The sequence below is a fragment of the Neisseria sp. HMSC70E02 genome, from assembly GCF_001838645.1.
Taxonomy (GTDB): domain Bacteria; phylum Pseudomonadota; class Gammaproteobacteria; order Burkholderiales; family Neisseriaceae; genus Neisseria; species Neisseria macacae.
Window position 1 is genome coordinate 47,533 of sequence record NZ_KV838075.1, and the last position, 13,162, is coordinate 60,694.

General features: G+C 49.7%; 9 protein-coding genes. 6 read left to right on the forward strand and 3 right to left on the reverse strand.

The features are described from left to right. The coding region (gene hrpA, locus HMPREF3277_RS13485) for an ATP-dependent RNA helicase HrpA (protein ID WP_094113455.1) at positions 1-2,783 on the reverse strand (2,783 nt) is incomplete at its 3' end. Between the two features lie 128 nt (positions 2,784-2,911). On the opposite strand from hrpA, the gene HMPREF3277_RS03290 reads away from it, so the two are divergent. From HMPREF3277_RS03290 to HMPREF3277_RS03315, 6 genes are all read left to right on the forward strand, one after another. Further along, the gene (locus HMPREF3277_RS03290) at positions 2,912-3,550 is read left to right on the forward strand and encodes a DUF2961 domain-containing protein (RefSeq protein ID WP_070870032.1); all 639 of its coding nucleotides are present in this window, start codon (positions 2,912-2,914) and stop codon (positions 3,548-3,550) included. 179 nt (positions 3,551-3,729) lie between these two features. Beyond that, positions 3,730-4,503 carry a transferrin-binding protein-like solute binding protein gene (locus HMPREF3277_RS03295; protein WP_070870033.1) on the forward strand — a complete coding sequence of 258 codons (774 nt, stop codon included), beginning with the start codon at positions 3,730-3,732 and terminating at the stop codon, positions 4,501-4,503. A gap of 378 nt (positions 4,504-4,881) precedes the next feature. Beyond that, on the forward strand, positions 4,882-5,661 hold the full coding sequence (locus HMPREF3277_RS03300) for an exodeoxyribonuclease III (protein WP_003758273.1): 780 nt from the start codon (positions 4,882-4,884) through the stop codon (positions 5,659-5,661). Further along, positions 5,648-5,992 carry a hypothetical protein gene (locus HMPREF3277_RS03305; protein WP_009313105.1) on the forward strand — a complete coding sequence of 115 codons (345 nt, stop codon included), beginning with the start codon at positions 5,648-5,650 and terminating at the stop codon, positions 5,990-5,992. Before HMPREF3277_RS03300 ends, HMPREF3277_RS03305 begins: the two co-directional genes overlap by 14 nt. Positions 5,993-6,002: 10 nt before the next feature. Next, positions 6,003-6,533 (forward strand): alpha/beta hydrolase, encoded by a 531-nt coding sequence (locus HMPREF3277_RS03310; RefSeq protein ID WP_070870034.1) that lies wholly within the window; start codon positions 6,003-6,005, stop codon positions 6,531-6,533. A 131-nt stretch (positions 6,534-6,664) separates the two neighbouring features. Continuing rightward, the gene (locus HMPREF3277_RS03315; protein WP_070870035.1) at positions 6,665-7,669 is read left to right on the forward strand and encodes a quinone-dependent dihydroorotate dehydrogenase; all 1,005 of its coding nucleotides are present in this window, start codon (positions 6,665-6,667) and stop codon (positions 7,667-7,669) included. Positions 7,670-8,446: 777 nt separating this feature from the next. Here HMPREF3277_RS03315 and HMPREF3277_RS03325 read toward each other — a convergent pair. Together HMPREF3277_RS03325 and HMPREF3277_RS03330 are read right to left on the reverse strand one after the other, a co-directional pair. Then, positions 8,447-8,902, reverse strand: coding sequence for a hypothetical protein (locus HMPREF3277_RS03325; protein WP_070870037.1), 456 nt, complete (start codon positions 8,900-8,902; stop codon positions 8,447-8,449). A gap of 25 nt (positions 8,903-8,927) precedes the next feature. Beyond that, the coding region (locus HMPREF3277_RS03330) for a DUF2345 domain-containing protein (protein WP_141765175.1) at positions 8,928-13,162 on the reverse strand (4,235 nt) is incomplete at its 5' end.

A 13,162-nucleotide genomic window follows, 5' to 3' on the forward strand; every position in this document is an offset into this window, starting at 1 on the left:
TTGGTTTGCGCGGCAACTGTTTTGCCCTCTCCCCGACCCTCCCCCACGGGGGAGGGGGAGGATCGCTGTAGATTTGTAGGATGCAGGCTGCCTGAAACCATTGAAGCTGCGGCACTCTGTTCCCTCTCCTGTGGGAGAGGGTTAGGGAGAGGGTTTGCTGCGGTTGCGGAAAAGTTGGTTTGCGCGGCAACTGTTTTGCCCTCTCCCCAGCCCTCCCCCACGGGGGAGGGGGCGGTTTGCTGCGGATTTGTAGGATGCAGGTCGTCTGAAACCGCGTCCGCCGTATAAAAATCGGGCAGCCGTTCGTTATAAAACGCGAACAGGGCTTCATCATCGACCAGTACATCCTGCCGACGCGATTTGTGTTCGAGTTCGGTAATTTCCTTAATCAGCTTTTTGTTGTGGACAAAAAATTCCGCTTTCAAATCGCATTCCTGCGCCACCAGCGCGCTGCGGATAAAGATTTCGCGGGCTTCTTCGGGGGCGATTCTGCCGTAGGACACGGGGCGGCGCGGCAAGACGGTCAGGCCGTAGAGCGTTACCCGTTCGCTGGCGATGACTTCGCCGCGTTTTTGTTCCCAGTGCGGCTCGAAATAGTGGTAGCGGACGAGGTGCGGCGCTTCCTGCTCGATCCATTCGGGCTGGATGGCGGCCACGTCGCGGGCGTAAAGTTTTGTCGTTTCAACGAGTTCTGCCGCCATCACCCATTTGGGTTTGGCTTTGAACAGGGCGGAGGCGGGGAAAAGGTGGAAGCGGCTGCCGCGCGCGCCGGTGTAGTCGTTGCCGTCGGGCGATTTCATGCCGACGTTGGCGATGAGGCCGGTGAGCAGGGCGCGGTGGATTTGTTCGTAGCCCGCTTCTTTGGCGGCGCGGATTTGGGCGCGGTGTTGCTTTTTATCCAGTTGTTTTTGTTTGAGTTTGGCGGATAAGTCTTGGTCGCCCGCATTTTCAGACGACGTCAGTTGCTTGACTTCGGGAGGCCGTCTGAAAGCGGCTTCCTTGGTGGTCAAACCCATTTCAATCGCGGTTTGGGCAAGCTGGTGGTGCAGCTCGCGCCACTCGCGCATCCTCAGGTGCGACAGGAAATATTGGCGGCACCACTGCACCAACTGCTTGTTGGACAAGCCTTTATCGCGCTCGCGTTGGAAGCTGTCCCAAATGTTCAGATAGGCAAGGAAATCGGACTGCTTGTCGGTAAAACGCTCGTGCGCCTTGGCGGCGGCATCGCGCGCCTCCAGCGGCCGTTCGCGCGGGTCTTGAATCGACAGCGCGGACGCGATCACCAATATTTCCGCCATGCAGTCGTGCTTCTTCGCCGCCAGCAAAATGCGTGCGATTTTCGGGTCGATGGGCAGGCGCGCCATTTGTTCGCCGAGTTTGGTCAGTCCGTTGTGTTCATTAACCGCCCCCAATTCCAGCAACACCTGAAACCCGTCATTGATATACCGCGAATCGGGCATTTCTAAAAATGGGAATGCTGCCACATCGCCGAGTTTCAACGCAGCCATGCGCAGGATGACGGCGGCCAGGTTGCTGCGGACGATTTCCGGGTCGGTGAATTCAGGGCGGCTGTTGAAATCTTCTTCTGAAAACAGTCGGATACACACGCCTGCGGAGACGCGTCCGCAGCGGCCGGAGCGTTGGCGGGCGGCGGCTTGGGAGATTTTTTCGACATGAAGCTGCTCCACTTTTGCCCGTGCGGAATAGCGTTTGACGCGCGCGAGGCCGGTGTCGATGACGTATTTGATGCTCGGCACGGTGAGCGAGGTTTCGGCGACGTTGGTTGCTAACACGATGCGGCGTTTTACGCCTGAGGGGTGGAAGATTTTGTGCTGTTCGGCGTGCGACAGGCGCGCGAACAGGGGCAGGATTTCGTCGTTGCGGCGCAGTGTGGATTTACGCAGGGCTTCGGCGGCTTCACGGATTTCGCGTTCGCCCGGCAGGAACACCAAAATATCGCCTTCGCCATACCGCGCTAATTCGTCCGCCGCATCGACAATCGCGTCGGTCAGCTCCACTTCTGCGTCGTCTTCGTCTTTGCTGGTCAGCGGGCGGTAGAGGATTTCGACGGGGTAGGTGCGCCCGCTCACTTCCAGTACGGGCGCGCCGTTGAAGTGTTGGGAGAAGCGTTCTGCGTCTATGGTTGCCGAGGTGATGATGACTTTCAAATCGGGGCGGCGCGGCAGGAGCTGTTTCAGGTAGCCCAAGAGGAAGTCGATGTTCAGGCTGCGCTCGTGCGCTTCGTCGATGATAATCGTGTCGTAGGCGGCGAGATAACGGTCGGTCTGGGTTTCCGCCAGCAGGATGCCGTCGGTCATCAGCTTGACGCAGGCATCGCGCGAGGTGTGGTCGGTAAAGCGTACCTTATAGCCCACCGCGCTGCCGATTTCCGATTTCAGCTCTTCGGCAATCCGCTCCCCCACTGAGCGCGCGGCCAAACGGCGCGGCTGGGTATGCCCGATTAGCCCCGCCGCCCCACGCCCGAGTTCCAGACAAATCTTGGGCAACTGCGTGGTTTTGCCCGAACCGGTTTCACCGCAAATAATCGTTACCTGATTCTCGGCAATGGCTTTTTTGATTTCTTCGAGCTCTTCGTGAACGGGCAGGGTGTTGTCGAACTCGGGTTTGGGCAAGGCGGCCAAACGCTTCAAAAAGATTTCGTGCGATTTTCGGTATTTTTCTTCGACTTTGGACAAGCCGCCGTATTTGTTGGGATTTTTGAAGGCGGATTGCAGGAAGTGGCGGTCTTTGGAGAGGGTTTGGGAGAAATCGGGATGAGGCATGGTACGGGCAGATGTCGGTGAGAATAAAAATGGTAGTATTATAGCAAACTGGCTTTGCCTAATCGGTATGGGTACTATTTAGACCTCTTTGGCAGGCAGGCTGTATTGTTTAATGAGAAGGAATATCTATGAAAAAGATTTTATGTTTGGTTTTGGCGATGAGTATGGGCAGCGTGGCATTTGCCGCGGAGTACAGAACGAAACAGCCCATTGCCCACGACTGGCTGAAAATCAACGGTAATCAGTTCAATATTGAATCTGCCAACGAACGCGGGCATATATGTGGCGCGCAAGGCAAAATGGATAAGAATAAGGTTTGGAAAGATGGGGAAGGCTGCCAAATATCGTTCCAATTCAAGGGGGATGAGGTAAAAGTGGATGCCGAAGGCTGCGAAAATTATTGCGGCGCGGGCGTATCTTTCCCGTCGGAGTATTACAAACTGCCGCAGGTTTGTTCACAACAAGGTGTCAAAAAGATGGAAAACCGTTTTCAGACGACCTTACGTTCAGGAAAATTCGAACAGGCAGCGGACATCAAACAAAACTATCTGAAACAGTGCGGTGATTTCCTCAATCCGATTGAAACAGTGACTGCCGCCAACGATGCCGCCGATGCTTACCGTCAGGCAAACAACAAAGCCGCCTGTATCCAAACTTTGGATGCGGTGCAGGACCATTATGAGAGCCAATTGTTGGATAAGGACTTGGTGAATAAGATTAATGTGCAGATGGAGCGTGACAAAGCTTTGCGCCAACAATGTAGCTGAACACTGATAAAAAGGTTGCTAGAAGGTCGTCTGAAAAGTAAATGTGTACTTTATGACGGCCTTTATTATTGCCGTTGGTCGTAAAAAATGCTCGTTTGGCATATTTATTACAAAGTCATATTGTTTGTGCTTAGAATGCGTTCCTGTCTTCGTCAGATAACAATTTTAAGAACAAAATTATGAAAAAATATCTTGCTTTGATGTGTGTTGCAGCCTTATCTGCCTGCGGTGGCGGCAGCTCCTCCCCCAGTACGCAATCCACGCCGACACAGGCTCCAAAATCTGCCCAAGCCCTGCCCTCGGCAGACGCAGCTTCCGCATTGCCGGTAGCTGCAAAATCGGAAAAACCGGAATCCGGCAAACAATTTTTCAGCGGAACCAATGCTTCTGATTCCGCAGTGGCATTCAATCATGCCGATTGGAACAAGATTACCATCGAAGGCGTAGAGGTCGATCTTGCAGCCGTACAAGGCGAGAGTTTTAAAAACGGCTGGCGGGACAGCGTCGGCGGTTCGGAGAATAAACGCCTTGCCAATTTTGGCGGCAATTACGTCCTGCACCACAGCACACCCGATGCGGTTGCCGGCATCGTGAAGACCGAATCGCAAAACAATTACGCTTTCTTCAACGGTAATTTTACCCGTGAAGCAGAAATGCCGAAAATCGGACAGGCGGTTTACGACGTATCGACCGTCAGCGTGCGCGGTACTCTGGCGCAGGCATACGGTACAGGCCGTCTGACTGCCGATTTCGAAAGCAAAAAAGTCAGCGGCAGCCTCGGCTATTTCAACAAAACGCTCACCGTTGATGCGGATATCAACGGCAACAGATTTTCTTCCGTCACCCCGACGGCAGAAATACACGGCGGTTTCTTCGGTTCCGCAGCCGCAGAGACAGCCGGTGTTTATCAGGTCGGTAAAATCGTAGGGACGTTTGCCGGCCAAAAACAATAAAAAGTGAAAGTTGCATTTACTTTTTTACAAGGGGTGCAGACATTCAAAATTTCACGACTTTCGGCATAAATATTAAATGTGTAGCAACGGCACGGTAAAGTTGGTCATCTTACGGGCCTTGTTACTCAAGCAGAAAGTATTTAAAAACGAAAAAAGCGCAGAATTTTGAATCGTCGAACCACCCCAAGGGGAAAGGTCGTCTGAAAACGGTTTGGTTATCCGTTTTCAGACGACCTATTTTTATGGTTGGCACGCAAAGGCAATGTTGAAGCGTTCACAAGCAGTTGCAGCAAAAAGAAAGAGCGGTTTTGTAGCGACTCCTCTATATCGGTTACAATCCGTTTTTTTCCTTAAACCAATATTCCAAAGCACAAAATTATGCTGAAAATCATCTCTGCCAACGTCAACGGCATCCGCTCTGCCTACAAAAAAGGATTTTACGAATACATCGCCGCATCGGGCGCGGACATTGTCTGCGTGCAGGAACTCAAAGCGCAGGAAGCCGATTTGTCCGACGAAATGAAGAATCCGCACGGGATGCACGGCCATTGGCATTGCGCTGAGAAACGCGGTTACAGCGGCGTAGCGGTGTACAGCAAACGCGCACCTGACAATGTGCAAATCGGTATGGGCATTGAAGAATTCGACAGGGAAGGGCGGTTTGTGCGCTGTGATTTCGGAAAGTTGTCGGTGATTTCGCTTTATCTGCCCAGCGGCACCAGCGCGCCGGAGCGGCAGGAATTGAAATACCGTTTTTTAGATGCGTTCTATCCCATGCTTGAAGCCATGAAGGCGGAAGGGCGCGACATTGTCGTTTGCGGCGACTGGAACATCGCCCACCAAAACATCGACCTGAAAAACTGGAAAGGCAACCAGAAAAACTCAGGCTTCCTGCCCGAGGAGCGCGAATGGATAGGCAAAGTCATCCATACGCTCGGCTGGACGGATATGTGGCGCACGCTCTATCCCGACAACCCAGGCTACACTTGGTGGAGCAACCGCGGACAGGCGTATGCGAAAGATGTCGGGTGGCGCATCGACTATCAGATGGTTACGCCCGAACTCGCCGCCAAAGCGGTGTCCGCGCATGTTTATAAAGACGAGAAATTTTCCGACCATGCCCCTTTGGTCGTGGAGTATGACTATGCTGCCCAATAAAGTTTTCGGCAAATACGATTGGAATGTGAACGGTAAAACCGGCATAGGCGCGGCATGGGTGGTTGCCGCGTTTGTACTGCCTATGCTGGTGTGGACGATATTCATGCTGGCGCGGATGTCCGGCTGGGTTGAAATGACCCGCGCCAATCCGCTTTGGGCAGTTGTGTGGCTGCTGTTTTCACTGCCCTGCCTCATGATTGCCGCCAAGTGTTTCGGTTGGAAAGGCTGGCGGTTGATTGCCAACATCCTGATCTGCCTCGCCACCTGTGCCGTTTTAAGCGTCCCCGCCGTGCTCTTGATTACCTTTACGCTCAACGATTTGCTCAAATAGGTCGTCTGAAATGCGAACTTTCGAACTCGAAGACCTGACGCTTTTCTTGATACGCGACGCGGACGAAGCAGAAATGTGGATAGACCGCTGGGCGGTCAGCTATCCCGTCGTCCAAACCGCTGCCGCTTCCGCCAATCAAAGCATCGCCCAATGGCAGGCAAATATTCAAACAGCGTTTGAAGGCATCAGCGGCGAACACATCGCCGTCGTCGCACACGGCGCAGGCGTATCCGCTTTTCTGGCGTGGCTCTACCAAACCGACATCCTGACACAGAAAAAAATCGTCAACATCATCCTTGTGTCGCCGCGTCCAGAAGCCTTCCCCGACGATGAAATACACACCTTCCAGCGCGTCCGTTGCCCCTGCCGCACCGCGCTTGTCATCGCCGAACAAAACGGCACGCTGCGCAACTGGGCGGAAGAACGGGCAAACCTGTGGAACGCCCGCCTCCTCCTGTCGCCACATTCCGGCACGCTCAACAGTGCACTCGGCGGCTGGCAATGGGGCATGAAGCTGATGCAGGAAATGCTGTTGAGTTGAACAAAACACTTGCAAGGATAAAACAGAAAAGGTCGTCTGAAACTGGAAATCAGGTTTCAGACGACCTTTTCGCAGGCAAGTAACAGTTTCGGGTAAAATACGGCAGTTCGCCAATTATCCGAAAGAAACCCATGTATTCCCTAGCCCGCAGCCTGCTGTTCAAACTCGATGCCGAAAAAGCCCACCATTTCACCCTCGATGCGCTCAACAAAGTATACAAACTCGGTTTGCTTCCGATTTCCGACAACCGCACCAAGCCCGTCAAACTCATGGACATCACCCTGCCCAATCCGGTCGGGCTTGCTGCCGGACTCGACAAAAACGGCGAATACATAGATGCATTGGGCGCGCTCGGCTTCGGCTTCCTCGAAATCGGCACGATCACGCCCAAACCGCAGCCCGGTAACCCGCAGCCGCGCCTCTTCCGCGTTCCCGAACACCAAGGCATCATCAACCGCATGGGCTTCAACAACCACGGCATAGATGCCATGATTCAAAACATCGAAAAAAGCCGTTATCAAGGCGTATTGGGCATCAACATCGGCAAAAACGCCGGCACCCCCATCGAAAACGCCGCCGACGACTATTTAATCTGCCTCGAAAAAGCCTACGCACACGCAAGTTACATTACCGTCAATATTTCCTCACCCAACACCAAAAACCTCCGCGCACTGCAAGGCGGCGACGAACTGAGCGCGCTGCTCGAAGCCCTGAAAAATAAACAGGCGCAGCTTGCCGCTGCGCACGGAAAATACGTCCCGCTCGCCGTCAAAATCGCCCCCGATTTGGATGAAGCGCAAATCGAAGACATCGCCCACGTTGTCCAATCCGTCGAAATGGACGGCATCATCGCCACCAACACCACCATCGACAAATCAAGCCTCGGCAGCCATCCGCTCGCAGGCGAGCAGGGCGGCCTAAGCGGTCTGCCTGTGCGCGAAAAAAGCAATCAAGTGCTGAAAATGTTGGCGGAACACATCGACGGCAAGCTGCCGATTATCGGCGTAGGCGGCATTATGAACAGCAAGGACGCCGCCGAAAAAATCCGTCTCGGCGCAACCGCCGTCCAAGTGTACAGCGGCATGATTTATAAAGGTCCGGCATTAGTGAAGGATTGTCTGGCAGCATTGAAGTAAGCACGATTTCCAACACAAAAGGTCGTCTGAAAACCGGTTTAACTGGATTTAAACGGTTTTCAGACGACCTTTGTGAAAGTTGGGTTTTCAACCCAACCTACGCTTACTTATTTAGATTATGCTTGTTATTTAGTGGGTTATTTCAAAAATATATTTAATAAATAAACATATATAATATCCATAAAAAGAATCGCAAGCATACCGAGTTAAGGTATATGCACTGAATAACAATGTAAATATACTTATGATCACCGAAATCAGTAGGGTTTTCATATCTCTTATAAAAAGTAAATTTATCAGAGTGACTACTGAGAATAGACTTGCAATATAGCTTGATAATCTAATGAATGTAAGTAAATATGAAAATAATTCTGCATCCATCACTATTGATATCTTCATGATCCATAAGGTCACATAGATCAATGATGGAAGATTTAGCAAAATTTGAGCAATCAGTAAGAAGTAATTTTTTTGCTTCATTTTTTTTAATATTCTCAATTTGATCATGAATATCTTTAGTTTACCCCTAGCTATTCTAATAGTATGAAAAACCAACTGTATGATTTATAACTTGTATGATGCGGCACCATGCCCATAGGGACGTAAGTCATTCCTACCTTACACCTACACGAAAATGAGAATCTTGTATTTCAGTATCTGAATTAGATAACAAACTAACCATTTTCTTTATAGCAATGTTAGTGCGACTGTAAGTACATAAATTAGGTCTTCTAAAAGTTTTCAGACGACCTTTGTGAAGGTTGGGTTTTAAAATTGCTATTTTTCTTTACATTTTAGATCTATATACGCCCAAAAATCTTGATTTAGTTTCTCTTGTTCTTTTTGTGTTAAATGATCAATACCAATCCTATTAGATAATGGCATCTTTTGATTAGATTCTTTTAGCAAGCAACTAGAAAAGCTAAGAATTTTTCTTAAATCTAACTTACTATACTGCATATTCTTTCTGGGTTGATTAAAATAGTCATCATAAATTTCAACAAATGCCAAGTTCATGATGATTAGATTGTCAATGCTGCTTAAATTATCCAATTGTTTAGAGTCAATTGCCTGATTTCTGGATTTAATCAAAAAAACTATATTATTCAGATGATTGAGTTTTAATGTTACTTCAAAATTTTCTTGATCCATAATATCCTGTTGATTTTGCTTATCGGCATATGCAGCAACAGAAAATGAAAACATTAAAATAAGTAATAATATTTTTTTCATAAGAAGATTCTCAATGATTCTATAACTATAACACATTGTGTTGTCTATAACATTCTTCTTGACAGAGTGATGGCAAAAGAGTATTTCTTTGTTTCTGTGACTCAACAATACAACATGCCGTACATACTTCCAATGTATTAGGCTTTATTTGTTTTGTGCACCGATTGATAGGCTCTTCTAATGTCCACTTGCGGAATATCTTTATCGGATTTAGACCAGAATCAGGTTTTGGAGCCTTTCCATAATTCCCATAGCCTATTTCTTTATTTTTGTGATCAATACCGATAATGCTTGACGAACAACCTTTAGCATTATTTTTATCACATGCAGTAATTACCTGTTTGGCTATATCTGGTGTATTCTCCCATCCTAAAACATCAGTCCACCTCGATATATTGAAAGCATAAATATACAAACTTTCTCCACCGGCTAATCTAATTGGATCCTGCTGCGTAAACCGCCCAATCTCCGGATCATAATAGCGGAAGAAGTTGTAATGCAGCCCCGTTTCTTCATCATAATACTGATTCTGCAGACGGAAGGGTTGATGTATATCCAGTTTCAGACGACCTTCTTGGGTCAGTTTGCCCCAGCCGCTATAGTCGCCGCTCCAAACAATATTGCCTTTCTCATCGGTCATCTCGCGCGGGATGCCGATTTGATCGTTGTGGTAATACAGGATTTCTCTTGCCTTATCTAAGCCATTGTAGGTGGTGATTTGAGCAAGGGGTTCATAGTTTTGGTCTTCGGTGTAAACGTAGGTATAGGTTCGGTCTTTACGGTATTCCTGTAACAGACGGCTGCCGTCCCATAGGTATTGGATTTCGTTGCCGTCTGGATGGACTTTGGCTATGCGGCGGCCTATGGGATCGTAGCGGTAGCGATATAAGACGGTGTTTTGTCCGGGGCGATGGATTTCGGCTTCGGTCAGTTGATTATCCGCATTGTAGCGGTAATGTTGGATTTCGCCGTCATGCTGCTGTTTTTCGATCAGGTTGCCCAACGGGTCGTAGCGGTAACTGGTGCCTTGGTATTGGGTAAGGCGGTTGCCGACGATTCTGCTTCCGTCGGTAAGGTTGTGGGCAGGGTCGTAGCGATAGTGCTCGTCCGCGCTTTGGGTAATTCTGCCCCGTACGTCATAGGTGTAATCCCTGCTGCCGTTGGTTTGGTCTTCGGTACGGACGAGGTTGCCGGTAGTGTCGTATTGATAACGGCGACCGATAAGGACGGCAGGGTCTGCTTTGTTGTGGCTGTTCGGTTGGGCGATTTGTTGTTTCAGACGACCTAATGGGTCAAGTTGAAATTGGGTATTCAACTTGCCGATAGTCCGCTCGATCGGGCGATGCAGGGCATCACGCTCGATGTCGGCAAGGGTGGTACCGTCGAGGTTAATGTGGTGCAGGTGTCCGCTGCCGTAATACAGGCGGTTTAAAATTTCACCCGTAGGCAGGATGGTTTGGGTGCGGTTACCCAGTACGTCGTAACGGTGTTCGGTAATCTGTGCAGCGACATCTTTGGATTGTGAACGGCTGGTACCGGACGAAAGAGGTTCATCCAAGTGAATGAGCTGTTCTTTAACCAGTCTGTTGTGGTCATAGCCGAAGCGAAGCTCGCTATGGGCGTTGTGTGCTTGGATCAGACGGTTAAGTTTATCGTAGCGGTAGTGGGTGCTCAGGATTTCTCCGCCGTCCAGATGACTGTCTTTCTGACGGATGCGGCCGATACGGTCGCGGTGGTAGATAGTTGTCCGTAGCGGGCGGGTACGCACGTCGATGTTCCCAGACGCGTATTCTTCTTCGCGTATGAGTTCGCCTGCAGGGTTGTAGGTGTAACGTGTCATTTTGCCGTCAAAGCCGGTTTCACGGATCAGGCGGTCGCGCTCATCGTATTCGAAGGTATAGCTGTCGCCGTTTTCGTTGACGAGGGTTTTCAGACGACCTACGGAATCGTAACGGTATTGGAATGCATCACCCAGCGCGTTGTAGCGGACGGTTGGTTTGCTGTCATTGTCGTAATCGTAGGCGGTACGGTTGCCTTCGGCATCAGTCAGAACACTCAGTCGGCCAGCATGATCGTAGCTGAAGTGTTCGCTACTGCCATCCGGATAGTCGGTACGCAATGGTTTCCTATTTTGGTAATGATAGTGCGTGGTGTGGCCGGCTGCATCGGTAATACTTTCGAGTTTGCCCTCTTCGTTATAGGTATAGCGGGTTTGCTGGCCGGAACAGTCGGTTTGAGTGCTCAGGCGGTGGTGCTGGTCATATTCGAAAGTATAAGTATTGTTTTTTGCATCGGTAATTTGGGTAATTTGCCCATTTTCGTTGTAACGGTAACGGGTTGTATTGCCTTTGCTATCGCTTTGGGTTGCAGGTAACCCTTGTTCGTTGTACTCAATCAGGGTCTTTTGATTGTGCGGGAGGGTAATCTCTACCGGTCGGCGTTCTTGGTCATAACGGATGTGCTGGTTTTGTCCGCCTTCTCCGCCAACAAAGGTCAGCAGCCCGCATTCGTTATAACGGTAGCGGGTTTCACGTCCCATTTCATCAGTAATTTTAATGGGGCGGCCTAAAGCATCGCGTTCTGTCAAGACACTACTACCATCTGCAAAGACTTTTTTGACGACTTCGCCATGATGGTCGTAATAAAGGTGTTCACTACGCCCTAATGCGTCAGTGATTTGGGTATGCCCGTCGGCATAGGCAAAACGCCACTCTTCACCGTTGTCGGTATGGCTGCGCAATACCCGGCCTTGGGGGGTGTAATGGTCGTATTGATAGTAGGTATTTAATCCGGCCGTAGTTTGGTGACGAATCATCATGTGACGACGGTAGCCGAAACGTCGGTGAACGAAACCTTCGGCATCTTCTACCGCGACAAGATCGCCGTTGTCGTCATAACGGTAACGGACAAGAAGTTCCCGACCTTCAGGTAGATTATCGTTATAGCTACTCATACTGGTAAGGCGGTAAACGGGGATCTGCGTTAAAGGGCTGAGATTGTCAAACTCAAACCATATCTCACGTCCCAGTTCGTCAATAACGGTATGAGGCAAGCCGGTATCTTCATTGTAAACAATGCGATAGCCGTTGCCATGGCGGTCGCTTACCTGTGTTAGGGCGTAAGTGCCATTACCGCTGCCACTACGATTGGTGTCATTCAAGTGTAGGGGTGAAAATCTATGTCTGCTGCTACCGTCCAGATTACTGATTTGATAGCTGCCATTATCGATTCGTTCGAAGATGATTTGTTCTGCTTCAAACAGAACCTGTCCTTCATCTTCCTCCAGTTCTGGCAGATCAAATGTACGTCCCTGATTATCGGTATAGGTAAAACGACCGTCTTTGCGCTCTAGTTTGGCGCTTAATGTGGTGCGCCAGCCGCTACCCAGCCAACTTTCTTCCAAATCAGAAAAATAGCTGCGGCTCCATACAAACGGCACCAAGCCATCAAAGGCAAAATCAGTTTCATCCGGTAAAACTTTTATGCCTGAAATAGGATTAACAGGACGCCCAATTAATTCGGCAATCTTACAAGGGATACAGGTTTTATCGGTTTTTGCAAAACCATTAAAGAAAAAGCTATCAGAACCGCCCACCGGCATTGCTGGTGCTTTGACGCGAACGATTTTAGGGGAGGCAAGGATGATTTCACCGTTTTTCAATTTAATGTAGCTTCCGCCTCCGCCACTGATCATTACCTCATCTTGACCGACGATCATTACTTTGGCAGTACTACTGGTCAGCTCAAGGTCTTTTTTTGCGCCAATCTGCATCTTGTTATTTTTTGCCTGTATTTCAACCTTGCCTTGGGCTGCATGGATTTTAATGGCTTTATTTTGTGCAAATAGGTTGATGCTTTTTAGTGCGTGTGCAGTAAAGTTCTTGCCGGCGCTGACATTACTGTCCTGCATGCTGACCCAGTGGATATGTCCTTGCGCTGTATTCAATATGCTTTGTTTGGTGCTGGCGGCCAGACCGTCAGGAGCGGAAATGACGATTCCCGATTTTTTCAATTTCTTTAAGTTGCTGTTGATGTGGTTTGCTTGGGCAATGCTTTCTGTTGCGGTATTGCCCGCACGTTTGGCAGCAGTATCCAGTAATTTGGCAGCGACCAATGCTTTTCGCATGCGTCGTATCGCCTTGCCCATCTCTAGAACTTCGCCTTTTGCACCTCCCTGAGCATCCGAGCTGACGAGTATGCCTTTACCCGCCCGTACGGCGCCCCAACCGTCGGTTCTGAGTTCGAAGCCTTCGCCGTTCT

Coding starts and splice junctions, on each gene's coding strand:
- HMPREF3277_RS03290 (WP_070870032.1), top strand. CDS start 2,912: ATGAAAAAGATTTTATGTTTGGTTTTGGCGATGAGTATGGGCAGCGTG.
- HMPREF3277_RS03295 (WP_070870033.1), top strand. CDS start 3,730: ATGAAAAAATATCTTGCTTTGATGTGTGTTGCAGCCTTATCTGCCTGC.
- HMPREF3277_RS03300 (WP_003758273.1), top strand. CDS start 4,882: ATGCTGAAAATCATCTCTGCCAACGTCAACGGCATCCGCTCTGCCTAC.
- HMPREF3277_RS03305 (WP_009313105.1), top strand. CDS start 5,648: ATGCTGCCCAATAAAGTTTTCGGCAAATACGATTGGAATGTGAACGGT.
- HMPREF3277_RS03310 (WP_070870034.1), top strand. CDS start 6,003: ATGCGAACTTTCGAACTCGAAGACCTGACGCTTTTCTTGATACGCGAC.
- HMPREF3277_RS03315 (WP_070870035.1), top strand. CDS start 6,665: ATGTATTCCCTAGCCCGCAGCCTGCTGTTCAAACTCGATGCCGAAAAA.
- HMPREF3277_RS03325 (WP_070870037.1), bottom strand. CDS start 8,902: ATGAAAAAAATATTATTACTTATTTTAATGTTTTCATTTTCTGTTGCT.